The sequence below is a fragment of the Granulicella aggregans genome, assembly GCF_014203275.1.
GTDB lineage: Bacteria > Acidobacteriota > Terriglobia > Terriglobales > Acidobacteriaceae > Edaphobacter.
Genome location: NZ_JACHIP010000004.1, coordinates 658,650 through 673,888 on the forward strand (window position 1 = coordinate 658,650; position 15,239 = coordinate 673,888).

A 15,239-nucleotide genomic window follows, 5' to 3' on the forward strand; every position below is an offset into this window, starting at 1 on the left:
ACCAATCGATCAACGGGAGAGTCGTCACCATGCGCCTGCTGCAACGGATTGCCCTCAGCACAGTATTCATGCTCTCTACAGCCGCATGTACCGCGGCCCACGCGCAGGAGGCCAAGCCCATCCCCTACGACCATAATCCCGCCGCCGGTAAGTTCTACGACATCAACGGCTTCAAGATGTACACCGAGGTCTACGGCGAAGGCCCGCCCGTCCTCATGATCCACGGCAACAACGGTGACATGTCTGCCTTCTTCCGCAACGTCCCGTACTTCGCCAAGCACTATAAGGTCATCCTCGCCGACAGTCGCTCCCAAGGCCGCTCCGTTGATCCCGACCATCCCCTCAACTTCGAGATGATGGCCGACGACTACGCCGCCCTCCTCGACGTCATGCATATCGACTCCGCCTACGTCCTCGGCTGGAGCGACGGCGGCATCAACGCTCTCCTCCTCGCCATGCGCCACCCCGAGAAAGTAAAAAAACTAGTCGCCACCGGAGCCAACCTCTGGGTAGGCCCCGACCCCTTCGCCCTTGGTCTATGGGACCAGATGGAGCACGAATACACCACCGGCCTCACCAAAACCTACACCACGCCCAAAGAAAAGAACGACCGCAAACTCTTCCTCCTCGACTGGTGGGAGCCGCACATCACCCTGGCCCAGCTCCACACCATCCAAACCCCATCGCTCATCATGGCCGGCGACCACGACGTGATCTCGCTCCCGCACACCCTGGTCATCTACCAGAACCTTCCCCACGCCGAGCTATGGATCGTCCCCAACTCTGGCCACCCCACCGTCATCGAGCACGCCGACGAAGTCAACAAAAAGGTAGACGAGTTCTTCACCCAGCCCTTCAAGGACTTCAAACCCACCGAATAGAAGTGTCCGCTCCTAGGGACCGGTACGACGTTCACAGCAATAGCCACAGACGTCATGAAATCAAAGAATAAATAGTCGAGCGGATTGGGAATAACCGCGTCTATCCGGTTAGAGGCCGACTGTGTGGCGCGCCCTCTCCTGTCGTTACAGGTCTCGCTCCTTGAAGCAAGTCATAACGAAAAAATTGCACTGTTCCACATAACGGTCGAGCCTTAGACAAGAGCGATGGACATGGACATTACAGAACCACTTGTACCTATGGTTGGACACGTTAAAGTGCCCCAAGCAAAGCCTCCTGCCAACCAAAGCGGCGACGCTGGACCAGCGCCTACGTGCCCGACCTACGCGGGAGCTTTCAAGTGTATCGGCGCGAGCTGTGAAGATGATTGCTGTCATACCTGGACCATCCCTCTGGATAAAAACACTTACCGCCTGTATCAAAACTTCCCAGTTGAAAAGCTAGGATCGGTAGTAGCGGAATATGTGTCCGTCAAGACCGCAGAGACCCATGACAATCTTTTCGCTCAGATCACGCGTAATGACTCTGGGGCGTGTCCGTTCTATACTTCCGGCCGTTTGTGCGGCATCCAGGAGGAATATGGCCCGCAGCTCCTATCGGCAACTTGTTCGATCTATCCTCGCGTGTTGAATTTGGTAGACAGCAGACTGGAAGGTTCACTTTCTTTATCTTGCCCGCAAGCGGCGCGTGACGTTTTGCTCGTCCCACACTCAACACAAGTCGTATCGGACCTCCTATCTGGCGCTTTTCGAACAGACAACTATTTCACTCTGACAAGCAATGAGGCTAGCTACGGTCACAAGCCTTACTCAGCGTTCCACGATGTGCGCCGATGCATGATCGCGCTTGTGACAGATCGCTCACGCCCTGTATGGGAACGGCTCTTGCTCATCGGCTCTCTTTGCAAGCAGCTCGACGAAATCCCCACCGACGGCGCCCTCTCGAAAGTGTTCGCGATTTTAGTCGACTATCACCGTGTTGTCGGAACCGAGCGGGGGTGTTCGGAAACGGAGAACCTACCGACAGATCTTGCTCTCAAGCTACGGGTTCTCTTCAAGTTCGTGTCCGAGCGCGCTCAGGACAAAACATGTGGCACCCGGTTTCTCGATACCTATTGGGACTTTGTTGAAGGCATTGGATCGTCGGAGGGTGCCAAGCCAGGTGAAGACGTCGAACGGATGCGTCACGCAGAGGAGTTCTACCACCGTCCCTTCTTCGAGGCACGTCCTTACATCTTTGAAAATTACCTCCTGAACCATATGTTTAAAACGCTGTTCCCCTTCGGACGTGCAAGGAGTGCAGACTTCGTTGCCCGCTCGATCTTCGACGAATACATTCTCATGGCGACTCAGTTCGCGATCATCAATGGCTTGCTTATTGGAATCGCCGGACACTTCAAAGAGGGGTTCTCAGAAGAACATGTCGTCAAGACAATCCAGTCGTTCGCAAGAGAGCTTGACCATGACCCGACGGCACTGGACTCGATGATCGAGTTCATGCAGAAAACCAATCTCGGGAATCTCGTTGGAATATCCATCTTGCTGAAGAACTGACCGATCTATGATCGGAGGCTGAAGTGACCCGAAGATGTCAGGAAGTCATATCACAAGTCGAAGCCCAGATAGAGTCTTTGCTTCACCCTCTGAAGAATGTCCCTATTCCTCATGGAATGAATGAACGTGTGATAGCGAACTGTCAAAGCGGATACCAGTCGTCCCACGACGCTCCCGGGCTCCGCTTAGCACTACGGCGTTTCGTGAAGCTTAGCCGCTAGTGAAGTCAGCACGGCACTGGATGGCAACCCTGTAATCGGTAAGATACCTAAGATTGATTTTGAATGATGGAGCTATGAGCAAGAACAAACATCTGTGTCCCTGTGGGAGCGGAAAGCGCGCGAAGCTTTGCTGCGGAGCTAACGCCGTGCCTACAAAATTCGTCCTCGCCAGTAGCGAAAAGCTGGAGTTGCGTGAGGCTGCGGAGGCGCTCGCAGCCAAGGGCAAGCATCAAGAGGCCAGTGAGATATTGGAACGTCTCGTGAAAATTAGTCCGCAGAATCCATTGATCTGGAATGATCTCGGCATTCAGTACGAAGCGGCGGGAAGAACGGAAGAAGCGTTCTCCGCATTGCGGCGAGGACATCAAGCAGATTCTACCTATCCCCCCATTTGGTATAACCTCGGCAAGTTCACCCTGGACCGCTTCATTCGGCTTTATCAGAGCGGGGAAATGACCGAAGTCCATAAGGAAGAGTTATTGAAAAGGGCCATTCAATTTCTCGACGGCAATCTCGACCGGGATCCGGAGAACGCTGACGCTCACTACAACCTCGCTATCGCTTACGCCTTCTGCAAAGATGAACATCGCGCGAAAGCGCATATGGCAGTGGCGGTCCGGCTGGGAAGTAAATATGAGGTCCCCAGCGACTGGCTGTTGTAACAATAAGCGGGATATCATCCCGCTTTGGCCGAAGTGGTCGGCGGTAAGCTGCGATCTTAACCTGAGACACCACCCGACAGCCCCTACCCCCTATCCCCCAAACCCTATACCCTGTCCTTATGTGCGGAATCGTCGGTTACATCGGCCCCAAGTCAGTCGTCCCTACCATCATTGAAGGCCTTCGCCGCCTCGAGTACCGCGGCTACGACTCCGCCGGCATCGCCGTCGCCGGAGGCCCGAACGGCCTCGAACTCCGCCGCGCCCCCGGTAAGCTCCGTAATCTCGAAGCCGTCATCGCCAACTCCCCGGTAGACGGCACCTTTGGCATCGGCCACACTCGCTGGGCCACCCACGGCCGGCCTACAGAAGAGAACGCCCACCCCCACCGCGACGGCTCCGGCACCCTGGTCGTCGTCCACAACGGCATCGTAGAAAACTACCTGACGCTCAAGCAGGCCCTCATCGCCAAGGGCCACAAGTTCTTCTCCGAGACCGACACCGAGATCATCGCCCACCTCATCGAAGACGAGATCGAGCTCGCCAGCGGCATCACCCTCAAGCCCGGCGAACGCACCCACCGCGCCGACATCGCTGAGGCCGTCGTCCACGCCCCCACCACCAGCGCCATCCCGCTCGAAGAGGCCGTCCGCCGCGCTGTCAAGCGCATCACCGGAGCCTTCGCCATCGGTGTCCTCTCCGCCCACGAGCCCAACAAGCTCGTCGCCGCCCGCATGGGCCCGCCCGCCGTCATCGGCCTCGGAGACGGCGAATTCTTCCTCGCCTCCGACGTCCCCGGCATCCTCCACCACACCCGCAACATCCACTTCCTCGCCGACGGTGAAGTCGCCATCCTCACCACCTCCGGCGTCACCCTCACCGACTTCAACGCCGCTCCTCTGCCCCTAAAACCCCAACGCATCCTCTGGGACCCGATCCAGGCCGAAAAGGCCGGCTACAAGCACTTCATGCTCAAGGAGATCAACGAGCAGCCCCGCGCCATCCGCGACACCACGCTAGGCCGCGTTTCCTTAGACACGGGTCAAGTTTTTCTTCAGGAAATGCAGATCACCCCCGAAGACTTCCGCACCGCCTCGCAGATCACCATCGCCGCCTGCGGAACTAGTTGGCACGCCGGCCTCGCCGGCAAGTTCATGATCGAGCGCCTCGCCCGCCTCCCCGTCGAGGTCGACTACGCCAGCGAGTACCGCTACCGCGACCCCATCGCCGACCCCCGCGCCATCGGCCTCCTCATCACCCAGTCCGGCGAGACCGCCGACACCATCGCCGCCCAGCGCGAACTCATCGCCAAAGGTTCGAAGACCCTCGCCATCTGCAACGTCGTCGGAGCCGCCGTCACCCGCGAAGCCCAGGGCACCATCACCACCAACGCCGGCCCGGAGATCGGCGTCGCCTCCACCAAGGCCTTCACCGCCCAGCTCACCGCCCTCTTCGTCTTCGCCCTCTACCTCGCCCAGCTTCGCGGCACCATCACGCAGGAAGAGTCCATCCACCTCGTCACCGAACTCTCGAAAGTCCCCGGCAAGATCGAAGAGATACTGCGCTCTGTAGACGACCAATGCTGCCAACTAGCCAAGTCTTTCAGCACCGCCCGCGACTTCCTCTTCCTCGGCCGCGGCATCCACTACCCCATCGCCCTCGAAGGCGCCCTCAAGCTCAAGGAGATCTCCTACATCCACGCCGAAGGCTACCCGGCAGGCGAGATGAAGCACGGCCCCAACGCCCTCATCGACGAGACCCTCCCCTGCGTCTGCATCGCCACCAAAGACCCTTCAGACGCCTCCTCTGTCCTGAAGTACGAAAAGACCCTCTCGAACATCCAGGAGGTCACCGCCCGCTCCGGCCGCGTGATCGCCATAGCCATCGAGGGCGACGAGCACATCGCCCAACTGGTCGAACACGTCATCTACATCCCCCAGGCCCCGGAGCTCTTACTCCCGGTCCTCGAAGTAGTCCCCCTGCAACTCCTCGCCTACCACATAGCCGTAAGGCGCGGCTGCGATGTGGATCAGCCAAGGAATCTGGCAAAGAGCGTGACCGTAGAATAAGTTCGGTATAAACAGTCCTATACGATTCAATCGTAGGTATCCTGCACACATAGAGCAGCCATGGAAACCAGAAATTGGACTCACGTCGAGACATCGGATGGCGTCAGAACCCTTCGCTTAGAAGGTTGGAAGCACTTCTCTGATCTCATAGAGACGGAGATCTTAGCAGCTGCAAGGCTTCCGGGCCATTCATTTATTTGGCGCGGCCAGCGCCGGTCTGATTGGCCACTGAGTTCCACAATCGATAGGCTCTTCGGTAGATTGGGATTTTTAGCAGCAGGCCCAGAAGCACTCGAGGAAAAGTCCAAGACGCAATTAGATGCTTTCCGGTATGCTGCTCGAGGTCGTCGTGGTACGAGCCCGACAAAGCTATCTGAAAACGAATTGTGGGCTCTCGGCCAGCACTTTGGATTAGCGACGCCGCTACTCGATTGGACTCGTTCACCTTTCGCAGCCGCCTATTTCGCTTTTGAAGAATTGGCGTCAGATCCTACCGCATTCAGAACGGTATACGCATTGAATAAGGCAGCTGTGCTTTCTGCTGGGGAGCAGATAAATAATGGGCCGAGCGTTGAGAAAGGAAGACCGCAACTAATAGAGATCGTCGATCCGCTCTACGATGAGAACCAGCGTTTAGTAAGCCAAGGGGGGTGCTTCACGAGAGCACCGATTGGCACATCAATTGAACAATGGGTTGCGAACTTCTTCGAAAACTCAAACGAATCGGTTCTGATCAAGATTGAGATTCCTGATGCGGGCAGGCTGGACTGCTTGCGAACGCTGAATCTAATGAATATCAATCATTTGTCTCTCTTTCCCGATCTCATCGGAGCATCACGGTTTACAAATCTTAGGTTTGAGTTAGAGGGTGACGATGAGTAGCCGACCTGTTTATGTGCCGATTCTGAAAGGGAAAGAAGGCGAATTTGCGGCTCTTGAGGAACTCGCAGGAGATGTCAGAACCGCATTGATGCCTGTTATAGAAACACCCGCTATTCCCTTCGATCACGCAGTAGGTAAGCCGGCCAAGAGCCTTACGGAGCATGTTTCCGGTATTCCAGATCGCCTCAAACGGTCGTGCGGCCGCAGACCGTTTTTCCTAGATTTGTCGTCGCTTGACAACGGTGTTCGTCTGGATCATGGAGGGAATGTGTCGGCGGGCATTTTGAGCGGATGCAGTAACGCAGAACTGGACGTTGTGCCAGTGATTTTGACGAGCAGCACTCAAGAGCATCTGACAGCTGTCGCAAATCATCACCTCAGCACGGGAAGCGCGTTGGCCGTCCGACTGGTTGTCGAGGATTTTCGGGAAGAAGTTGAAACAGATTCTGAGGTAGATCGGATAATCGCAAGATTGGGCCTACCCGAAGCTACTTCTGCGGATTTGATTATTGATCTCAAGGACCTGGGATCGGATCTTGGCCGGGCGACTCTTATAGCCAGGTCGATTCTTTCTATGATTCCTCGAAAGCACGAGTGGCGTAATATTATTCTTGCCGCTGCCTCGTTCCCCGAAGACCTGAGTGATGTAAATGCTGAGTCGACTAGCCTCTTACCTCGACTCGAATGGCAACTGTGGAAAGCTCTGCAACGCAAGCCAGCTAGCTTGCCGAGGCGCGATCTTATCTTCGGTGATTACTCCATCGCGCATCCTGTAACTAAGGAGCTTGATCCTAGAAAAATGCGGATGAGCGCTAGCATCCGGTATACAACTGCGGACGACTGGCTGATTTTAAAAGCGAGGAATGTTCGTCAATACGGCTTTGATCAATATTTCGAACTCTGTCGACTCCTAACCGAACGCCCGGAATATGCCGGTCGTGACTTCAGCTGGGGAGATCGATACATCTCAGATTGCGTGGAAGGTACACAAGGGCCGGGGAATGCTACGACATGGAGGAAAGTGGGTGTAAATCACCATCTAACTCTTGTTTTGGAGCAGATCGCCAACTCGCACCGCGAGCCTTAAGCGTTTTTCTTACTAGGTCGCTAAGCTCCTCAAGCGTGGCGTTAGCAGCTAACTTATCCCAGAGCTGCTGGCGAGACTTGCTCTTCAATCCCGAATCCATCCGGCGCTCCACCAGGAATTGAAGAACTTCATCGCGCCACAGGAACTGGGCTAATGCAAGTGCCGAGAGTTGAGGATTCGGGCGAGCCGCGCGTTTGTTCGTCAGAGTCATAACTTGTCCCTTCTGCGACGCAACCCAAATTCCCCACCAAGGTGGAATTATGGTTTTAAGCTCGGCAAGATGTTTCTTAGCTGCAACGACAGTGACGAACTCTAAGGCCTGACTGTATGCGCCGAGTTGGGCTGGGAGCCTATCTAGGGTGTCACGTTCGCTCTTAAGTTCGTAGCCGTGCACACTTCCGTTGATAACAGCGATATCGATTCGAGCCAGTCCTTGACATAGCCCAACTTCCTCAACGACCAAGGTGTCGGGATCTGAGCCATGGATGCGTTGCATCTCAGCCAGCACCGCACGCCTTACGTCTATATCCCGCATAGCCCATCGTACTATTTCTAACTACGTAAAGGCGAAAGCTGACGAAGGGGACTCTCGGAGGTACTCGCGAGAATTCGCTGCCGCAACAATCAAAATCCTCCCCTTCTTCGCTGCCTTCGCCCGAGGTCTGATCTCGATCACGACATCATGCGCCGCGCGGTAGCGAAGTGCATCGGCCGCTCCACCGAAAACCCTTCCAACTTGTAGCGCTTCAAAGCCGAAATCTTCGGACTAAGCCGCGACCCCAGCCCGCACCTTACCCCACCGATACTCCAGAAAATCCGGCAGATAGAGTCCATCATCCAACTGCGGCCACCAGATATCCACCCCGTGCAGCCCAATCTTCAGATCGACTGCCTGCTCCGGCGTGGCATCCTTCAACTCCCCAAGCTCCTCGCGCGGAATGAGCAGCCGACGCCCATCGCTCAGCCGCAGCATCAGGAACTCAAGCCCCGGCTCAGGCCGATACACCGCCTCGACGATCCGCGGAAAGCTCTCAAACGCCTTCGCCCGTTCCAGCGCCGCGTCGATCTCTTCGTCCGTCGTGCAATCAGCCATACGTAGTCCCCACCATTGCCATCAACTCGTTTCAATTAGATCAGGGGCGGCGCAACAAACTTCTTGACGCTACCATCCACCCGATGATCTCCTTAAAGAAAAGCAAGAGACGTGCGGCCCACACCTGACTCTCTGTTCCACCTGCTCCCATCAAAGACGAGTGCATAACCATACCGAATTCAACCCGTGGTATATACCTAACCCACATCGTTTGAATATTTTGCACAAGAAGGTATGGGGGGAGGGTTACCCACGTCCTCGATCCAAAAAAGACGCAACAGACGGCACAGCTAGTGTGCAAGAATGCTCCGGTAGGACTATTGTCTCTACCAAACGGAGCCACCAATGCCCGAAGAAGCACCCGCCAAGCCGCTCACCTACGACATCATCCGTGAGAGCGGAGTCGCCTTCGTCAAGTGCCATGGACGCCTAACAGCGGGCCTCACCGACGAGTTCTACGCTGACCTGAAAGACGTCGCCTCCACCTGCCAGCTCCTGACCCTCGATCTCAAAGACCTCACCTACGTCGACAGCATGGGCCTCGGCACCCTGGTCCGCCTCTACGTCCACGCCCGCGGCGCAGGCTGCGAGCTGAAGCTGCTCCATCTCGACAAGCAGTTACGCAACCTGCTGAAGCTGACCAACCTCCTCTCAACCTTCGCCGTAGCGGAAGAACATGGCATCACCGTCGCCTAGCGTGAAGCGATGCCCGACCCCCTCTTCATTTACGGCACCCTCCACCCCGACCGCGCCCCAGCCGCCATCGCCCCCACCGCCCGCCTCCTGAAGCCCTTCGGCGGAGGGAGAAACGGGGCCACCATCCAAGCCCGCCTCTACGATCTCGGCGCCTATCCCGGCGTCGTCCTTAGCGATGACCCCGCCGACACCGTCTCCGGAGAACTCTTCATCCTCCCCGAAAACCCCGCCGTCCTCGCCCGCCTCGACGACTATGAGGACTTCCGCACCTCCGACCCCGCCGCCAGCCTCTTCCTCCGCCAGCAAACCCTCGCAACCCTGCAGGATAGCGCCGATGCGGGCACTGAGATCGCCTGCTGGGTCTACACCTACAACCGTTCTATCCTCTGAATTCAAAAGGCAAATCCGCGAAGTCAAGATGCACGTGCATCACTATTGCTCTGGTGGAGCGTCTCATATTTGAGTAACATCAGCACAGAGATTGCCTTTCGCCGGGCTGCTGACACGGGCTCTCAATCTGAATCTAACCAAGGACTCCGTTTGCCGGTATTAGAGCTTCAGAGCACCAGCCCCCGTTCGAAATCACTCTTCGCTCGCTTCCTTGCCCGTCGACATGATCGGAAGTCTCCTACCTCACTGCTGTTTCTCACGGTCTCGGTAGCGTTCTTTGTCCGGATGATCGTCGTGTCGTTGATCTACGGCAGCCTCCAAGACTCCTGTCCACATTTTGGAAGCTTCGGGTGGGAGCTTGGCTGGGTCGCCGGTTCGATCGCGAACGGCCACGGCTTCAGTTCGCCCTTCTGGCCGGCCACCGGTCCCACGGCACTGGTCCCGCCCGTCTTTCCGTATCTCCTCGCCGGCATCTTCCGCATCTTCGGCATCTACACGCTGCATGCAGGCGTGGTCATCCTCTCCCTCGACAGTCTCTTCTCCTCACTCACCTGCATCCCCATCTACTTCATTGCGAAGTCGGCGGCTACTCCGCGCATCGCTGGTTTCGCTGCGTGGGCCTGGGTGGTCTATCCCTTCTCCGTCTACTACTCTACCGTCGTGTGGGAGTGGTCGCTGACGGCATTGCTCTTCTCAAGCTGCCTCGCGGTCCTGCTCCGTCTGCACAAGATCCATCGGACATGGGGGTGGCTCGGTTTCGGAGCGCTTTACGGCTTTACCGCGCTGGTAAACCCGGCAGTTCTTTCGGTGCTGCCCCTTCTGCTGCTGCTTGTCATCCGAAAGCGCCACAAGGCAGGCCTGCCCTGGCGTGCGAAAACGTTGGTTGCCATGCTGGCGCTCCTCGCCGTTGTCGCGCCTTGGGTGGTGCATGTTTCTCGAAGGATGGGCACACCTGTTCCCATCCGCGACAACTTCTGGTTGGAGTTCTACGCCGGTAACTCAGGCGACAGCTTCGAGTCCAACGTCCGCTGGGCGCACCCGGCCAGCAACCCGGTCGAGATGGCGGAGTTCCAGCGCGTGGGCGAGATACGGTATCTCGCAGAGAAGCACCGGCTTGCCGCAGAGTTCGTCAGGCATCATCCGCTCTGGTTCGCGCTGGCGACCGTTCGCCGATTTGTTCGCTACTGGACCGGCTTCTGGAGCTTCAGTCCGTCCTATCTCCGTCTGGAGCCACTGGATCTGCCAAACTTCTTCTTCTGCACCGGCGTCACGGCGATGATGCTGCGCGGCGCACGGCGTCTTTGGACACAGCGCAGGGAAGCGGCGCTGCCATTTGTCATTCTGATCGCATGTTTCCCGTTGACCTACTACATCACCCACGCCTCCATGGACTACCGCCAGCCCATTGAGCCCGTGATCGTGATCCTCGCGACAATTGGAGTTTTCCGGCTCTCGCCGCGCGTCCGTGAGAGCGCGCCCAAGCAGGCTGATGCCATAAGCCTCACCTAAGTCTCGAGCCTGCTCAATTTAGCGAGACGATACTGGGTTAGAATGGCGCATCACTGAAATCCAGATATCCCCAAAGGTGCCATACCGATCCTGCAGCGCGTGAGCGATACTCGGCGCAGCTGTGTGCGCTAGGAGACAGAGGGCCATTGTCCGTTGCCGCTCCAACTCGCGTGGCCTCTCTCAGAGGGGCTAAGCTCGTTTGTATTTTTTTCCTCGTCTACTTCGTCGCCGATACGGGGCTGAATCTTTTTGCTTTCAGCGCGGGATGGACGATTCTCTGGCCGTTGAACGGCGTGACGATCGCGCTGCTGATCTGCCGTCCAAAATCGGAGTGGCCAGCGATGCTGCTTGGTATCGGGCTGGGAATGGGGCTGGGCGAGTTTCTGGATGCCAATGCGCTCGGTTCGGTCATCTGGCAGCGTATCTTCTCGCTCATCGAGGTCGCTCTCAGCGCCTGGTTCCTTCCTAAATTCACGGTTCTGGAAGATTGGCTGCGCAAGCCGCAAATTTTTGTCCGATTCGTCTGCGCGCTGGTCGTTGGCCCGCTCGTATCGGGTGTGATGGCTGCGGTGTACTTCCACCTGACGACGCATCAGGCGTTCCTCTCGGCGCTCGATGACTGGGCCACGGCGGATTCGCTTGGCATCGCGGCGATCATGCCACTGGCGCTCTCGTTCCGTTCGCCGGAGATGCGGGGCTTGTTTCGTCGCAAGACAGCATGGCGGACGCTGATGGTCCTCGGGGTCGCCTTCGCCAGCGCTGCGATTGTCTTCTCGGTCAGCCAGTATCCGTTGCTCTTTCTCCTGTATCCGACGCTGCTGTTGGTTGATTCCATGCTCGGCTTCTCGGGTTCTGCACTGGCCGTGGCTGTAATCTCCTTTATCTCGGTTTATCTGACAACCCATGCCATGGGGCCATTCGGCAGATGGCCCGCAGGGCTTCCTGTGACCCGCGACGTCGCCTTCCAGCTTTTCCTCGGCTTCCACCTGGTGGCACTCTTTCCCGCCTCCATCATGATCCTGGAGCGGCGGCGCATGGCGGCGGAGCTGCTCGACAGCAATGCGCAGCTCTTGCTGCTTGCATCTCTGGATGGCCTAACGGGAATTGCGAATCGCCGGGCGCTCGATGAGCGGTTCTCGCAGGAGTGGAGTCGTGCCATTCGGGTGGGGACGCCGCTCGCGCTGGTGATGATCGACATCGACCACTTCAAGCAGTTCAACGATATCTACGGCCACCACGCGGGCGATCGTTGTCTCCAGGCAGTCGCGACCGCGCTGCAGGCCAAGACGCAGCGCGGTCAGGACCATCTCTCCCGCTTCGGGGGAGAGGAGTTCGCGCTGCTACTTCCACATACAGATCTGCAGGGGGCGATCCATATCGCGGAAAACCTCCGGCTTGCCGTGCTCGACCTGGCGATTCCGCATCGTGCCGGTGCTGACGGCCAGGTGACGATCTCCCTGGGTTGCGCTGCTCTGAAGCCGGTGAACGGCGAAGAAGAGTCCAGACTTCTGGAGGCCGCCGACGCGGCTCTCTATCAGGCAAAATCTGCGGGACGTAACCGGGTTCACGGAGCTGATCCTGATCATAGAATTGTGCCCATGCGTGCTTGAGAGTGCGTACAGGAGGAAGTTCCGCATCGTTTACCGTTCTGTCGGTCTTAGGCAACAACGCTTCGGCCTTAGGCAACAACGCTAACTTCGGTCTGTGAATCGGCATCCGATTCTCCAGTGCATGTGGGTATCCGGAGCAAGTTTCCATGGGAACCCTGTCCGCTTGTGCCAGGAGTTGCCCATGAAGATCTTTTATCCTTCCGTGCTGGCCGCGTGCCTTTTGGCTGTCCCAGCTCTCTGTTCCGCCCCCTCCGCTTTAGCTCAGAATCCAGACTATGTCCTCGTCTCGGCACCTCTTCATCTGGATGCCAAGACGACCATTCCAGGTCACGTCCTCGGCGCCGGAACCTATTCGATCAGGATTCTCGACCACTTGAAGGATCGCTACATCCTTCGAGTCGATGACGGTGCAGGCCGAGCACTCGCTACATTCATCGGTCTCCATAACCCGGATTTCGATCCCTTTGTGGCAGTTCACCATCAGGGGCCGATCCTCTGGACCTACGCTCCGAAGGGATCTGCGGCGATTCGCGGTTTCTCCTTTCCCGGCGGAAACACACTTGAGTTCGTCTATCCCAAAGACCAGGCCGTCGCCCTGGCAAAGCTCAATACCTACAGCGTGCCTGCGATCGATCCCGAATCTGAGGGACGGAAGCCCGATCCAAAGCTAACGCCGGAGGATCGAGAGGTGGTCACGCTCTGGATGCTGGAAGCGACTCGTGTTGGGCCGAAGAATGAGACACCGGCAATCGCGGCAAAGAGGTTCGTCGCTCCTGCTGAACCCGCTACGACGACGCAGGTAGCACGCAACGAGCCCCCCGAGGAATTAGCGCAAGTCCGGAGTGCCAGCCAGCGGCCAACGCCTCCCGTGGCCGTAGTCCCGACGCCGGCGAGGGTCTCGAAGGTCAAGCCCAGGCCGGTGGCAACCAGTCTTCCTCAGACTGCGAGCGACCTGCCTCTACTGGCGGCTCTTTCATTTGGAATGTTGGTCACAGCCGGATCGCTGCGCCTCGCGCGCGGCAAAGCGTAATTCCAGGCCATGATCGACACGGCACTGCCGGACCGAAGGCGAAACATTTTTGCTCAGCGTGTTGAGATGTTTCTATCGGTGGCCGGACTTATTCTGCTTACGGTCTGCATGGCGGTCGGGTTTCGAATGCACTCCGCCCGTCAGGCGGCTGAGAAGCTCGTGCCGGAGTCGAAGGAGTCAGGTTCAGCGGATCTGGCTCCCGGTCAGGGCGAGGGCTGGGCTGTCATTGGAGGCGTCTCTCCCCAGGTTGTCGGCAGGGTCGAGATCCCGTCAATTGGCCTTGTCACACCGCTGCTGGCTGGCGACGACTCTACAAGTTTGAGTGAAGGCGCGGGGCACATCCCTGGAACGGCGTATCCCGGTGGATTGGGAACGGTGGGCATTGCGGGGCACCGCGACACTCACTTTCGCCAGCTTCGTAAAGCAGCTAGAGGGATGGATGTTCAACTGACCGACCGGATAGGAACCTATCATTACCGCGTGAGTTCCACCGAGATTGTAACGCCCGATAAGGCGAGCGTTCTGGATATCCAGTCCACTCCAGGGCTGGTGCTCATCACCTGTTACCCATTCAGCTACATCGGCAAGGCCCCGAAGCGATTCGTGGTGCATGCGGAGTTGATATCTGTAGCGCCGGACGACGTGAAGCGCTAGAGATTGAAGAGCTCGCGAAGGCGCTTGGTCTGCGCGCGACTTACCGGGATCTCCGTCTTCTTCGAGTCGTCCATGCGGAGTTGATAGCTGGACTTGAACCACGGAACGACCTCGCGAATGTGCTGGATATTGACGACAAATGATCGATGGACACGCCAAAACATCGCGGGGTCGAGCAGGTCCATCAACTCTTCCAGCGTGCGGCAGTTCGATTGACCATCTACTGCGGCGGCGAAGACATTGATCTCTCCATCTTCGATCGAGGCATAGCAAATCTCGCGCTGATCGACGAGCAGGAGGCGGTTCTGCGCGCGCACGACAACTTTGCCAATCTGTGGTCTGAGAGAGGAGAGCCGAGGTGCCTGGACCTGTTCTTCCATCAACTTCAAGAGAGCATTGATCCGGCTTTCGCTGTCCGATTCGACGGGCGTCTCCTGGGATATTTCCTGAGGCGTCGCAATGCGTGCCCGGGCCTTCTCAATCGTCTTGAGGACGCGGCTACGGTCGAATGGCTTCAGCAGGTAGTCGACCGCATTGACCTCGAAGGCGCGGACAGCATACTGGTCGAAGGCTGTGGCGAAGACAACCTGTGGCAGCCCGATCTTCTTGTCGAGGAGCTTCTTGAGGACGGCAAAGCCATCCAGGCCAGGCATCTGGACGTCGAGAAACACAAGGTCCGGCTGCAGGGACCGGATGAGATCGACAGCTTCAATCCCGTTCGTGCCCTGGGCCAGCACCTCGAGGCCGTCGGCCTGTTCGAGAAGATAGACGAGTTCCTGGCGGGCGAGCGGTTCGTCATCGACGACGATGGCGGTGATTCGGTTCGGAGAGGGTATTGGACCACTGAGACCAGGCGTTACGGCCGGACTGGATTGAGGTGCCATCA

15 protein-coding genes and 1 pseudogene are annotated in these 15,239 nt (G+C 57.6%); 13 read left to right on the plus strand and 3 right to left on the minus strand.

Annotated elements, in window-relative coordinates:
- Positions 1-29 precede the first annotated feature (29 nt).
- From HDF16_RS16545 to HDF16_RS16570, 7 genes and pseudogenes are all read left to right on the plus strand, one after another.
- Positions 30-881: an alpha/beta fold hydrolase gene (locus HDF16_RS16545; RefSeq protein WP_221312802.1), complete on the plus strand. Its 852-nt coding sequence runs from the start codon at positions 30-32 to the stop codon at positions 879-881.
- A 231-nt stretch (positions 882-1,112) separates the two neighbouring features.
- The gene (gene fliB / locus HDF16_RS16550; RefSeq protein ID WP_221312804.1) at positions 1,113-2,453 is read left to right on the plus strand and encodes a flagellin lysine-N-methylase; all 1,341 of its coding nucleotides are present in this window, start codon (positions 1,113-1,115) and stop codon (positions 2,451-2,453) included.
- A gap of 295 nt (positions 2,454-2,748) precedes the next feature.
- Positions 2,749-2,811: pseudogene (locus HDF16_RS31875) on the plus strand (SEC-C metal-binding domain-containing protein); the annotation flags it as partial.
- Positions 2,812-2,862: 51 nt separating this feature from the next.
- Positions 2,863-3,336, plus strand: coding sequence for a tetratricopeptide repeat protein (locus tag HDF16_RS16555; protein ID WP_221312805.1), 474 nt, complete (start codon positions 2,863-2,865; stop codon positions 3,334-3,336).
- A gap of 119 nt (positions 3,337-3,455) precedes the next feature.
- On the plus strand, positions 3,456-5,402 hold the full coding sequence (gene glmS / locus HDF16_RS16560; RefSeq protein WP_184218733.1) for a glutamine--fructose-6-phosphate transaminase (isomerizing): 1,947 nt from the start codon (positions 3,456-3,458) through the stop codon (positions 5,400-5,402).
- Between the two features lie 60 nt (positions 5,403-5,462).
- Positions 5,463-6,284 (plus strand): FRG domain-containing protein, encoded by an 822-nt coding sequence (locus tag HDF16_RS16565; protein ID WP_184218736.1) that lies wholly within the window; start codon positions 5,463-5,465, stop codon positions 6,282-6,284.
- Positions 6,277-7,371 (plus strand): beta family protein, encoded by a 1,095-nt coding sequence (locus tag HDF16_RS16570; protein WP_184218739.1) that lies wholly within the window; start codon positions 6,277-6,279, stop codon positions 7,369-7,371. Before HDF16_RS16565 ends, HDF16_RS16570 begins: the two co-directional genes overlap by 8 nt.
- Here the strand turns inward: HDF16_RS16570 and HDF16_RS16575 are convergent.
- Complete coding sequence (locus HDF16_RS16575; protein WP_221312807.1) at positions 7,289-7,906, minus strand: sce7726 family protein; 618 nt, start codon at positions 7,904-7,906, stop codon at positions 7,289-7,291. The two genes, HDF16_RS16570 and HDF16_RS16575, sit on opposite strands and share 83 nt — an antisense overlap.
- Before the next feature lie 231 nt (positions 7,907-8,137).
- The gene (locus HDF16_RS16580) at positions 8,138-8,464 is read right to left on the minus strand and encodes a DUF2442 domain-containing protein (protein ID WP_184218744.1); all 327 of its coding nucleotides are present in this window, start codon (positions 8,462-8,464) and stop codon (positions 8,138-8,140) included.
- A gap of 345 nt (positions 8,465-8,809) precedes the next feature.
- Here HDF16_RS16580 and HDF16_RS16585 point away from each other — a divergent pair, with 345 nt between their 5' ends.
- The 6 genes from HDF16_RS16585 to HDF16_RS16610 all read left to right on the plus strand — a co-directional run bounded on the left by HDF16_RS16585 (position 8,810) and on the right by HDF16_RS16610 (position 14,353).
- Positions 8,810-9,160, plus strand: a complete 351-nt coding sequence (locus HDF16_RS16585; RefSeq protein ID WP_184218747.1) for an STAS domain-containing protein — start codon at positions 8,810-8,812, stop codon at positions 9,158-9,160.
- Between the two features lie 9 nt (positions 9,161-9,169).
- Positions 9,170-9,550, plus strand: coding sequence for a gamma-glutamylcyclotransferase family protein (locus HDF16_RS16590; RefSeq protein ID WP_184218750.1), 381 nt, complete (start codon positions 9,170-9,172; stop codon positions 9,548-9,550).
- 294 nt (positions 9,551-9,844) lie between these two features.
- Positions 9,845-11,059 (plus strand): glycosyltransferase family 39 protein, encoded by a 1,215-nt coding sequence (locus HDF16_RS16595; protein ID WP_184218753.1) that lies wholly within the window; start codon positions 9,845-9,847, stop codon positions 11,057-11,059.
- A gap of 146 nt (positions 11,060-11,205) precedes the next feature.
- A complete protein-coding gene (locus tag HDF16_RS16600) occupies positions 11,206-12,669 on the plus strand; it encodes a GGDEF domain-containing protein (protein WP_184218772.1) in 1,464 nt (487 codons plus the stop codon).
- A gap of 181 nt (positions 12,670-12,850) precedes the next feature.
- Positions 12,851-13,699 carry a hypothetical protein gene (locus HDF16_RS16605; protein ID WP_184218775.1) on the plus strand — a complete coding sequence of 283 codons (849 nt, stop codon included), beginning with the start codon at positions 12,851-12,853 and terminating at the stop codon, positions 13,697-13,699.
- A 78-nt stretch (positions 13,700-13,777) separates the two neighbouring features.
- Positions 13,778-14,353, plus strand: a complete 576-nt coding sequence (locus HDF16_RS16610; protein ID WP_221312808.1) for a class D sortase — start codon at positions 13,778-13,780, stop codon at positions 14,351-14,353.
- Here HDF16_RS16610 and HDF16_RS16615 read toward each other — a convergent pair.
- Positions 14,350-15,237, minus strand: a complete 888-nt coding sequence (locus HDF16_RS16615; RefSeq protein ID WP_184218781.1) for a LytR/AlgR family response regulator transcription factor — start codon at positions 15,235-15,237, stop codon at positions 14,350-14,352. The two genes, HDF16_RS16610 and HDF16_RS16615, sit on opposite strands and share 4 nt — an antisense overlap.
- Positions 15,238-15,239: the final 2 nt, after the last annotated feature.

Bases quoted from the DNA above. Each gene is read 5' to 3' on its own strand.
- HDF16_RS16575 (WP_221312807.1), bottom strand. From the start codon at position 7,906: ATGCGGGATATAGACGTAAGGCGTGCGGTGCTGGCTGAGATGCAACGC.
- glmS (WP_184218733.1), top strand. From the start codon at position 3,456: ATGTGCGGAATCGTCGGTTACATCGGCCCCAAGTCAGTCGTCCCTACC.
- HDF16_RS16605 (WP_184218775.1), top strand. From the start codon at position 12,851: ATGAAGATCTTTTATCCTTCCGTGCTGGCCGCGTGCCTTTTGGCTGTC.
- HDF16_RS16545 (WP_221312802.1), top strand. From the start codon at position 30: ATGCGCCTGCTGCAACGGATTGCCCTCAGCACAGTATTCATGCTCTCT.
- HDF16_RS16565 (WP_184218736.1), top strand. From the start codon at position 5,463: ATGGAAACCAGAAATTGGACTCACGTCGAGACATCGGATGGCGTCAGA.
- fliB (WP_221312804.1), top strand. From the start codon at position 1,113: ATGGACATTACAGAACCACTTGTACCTATGGTTGGACACGTTAAAGTG.
- HDF16_RS16570 (WP_184218739.1), top strand. From the start codon at position 6,277: ATGAGTAGCCGACCTGTTTATGTGCCGATTCTGAAAGGGAAAGAAGGC.
- HDF16_RS16585 (WP_184218747.1), top strand. From the start codon at position 8,810: ATGCCCGAAGAAGCACCCGCCAAGCCGCTCACCTACGACATCATCCGT.
- HDF16_RS16590 (WP_184218750.1), top strand. From the start codon at position 9,170: ATGCCCGACCCCCTCTTCATTTACGGCACCCTCCACCCCGACCGCGCC.
- HDF16_RS16580 (WP_184218744.1), bottom strand. From the start codon at position 8,464: ATGGCTGATTGCACGACGGACGAAGAGATCGACGCGGCGCTGGAACGG.
- HDF16_RS16615 (WP_184218781.1), bottom strand. From the start codon at position 15,237: ATGGCACCTCAATCCAGTCCGGCCGTAACGCCTGGTCTCAGTGGTCCA.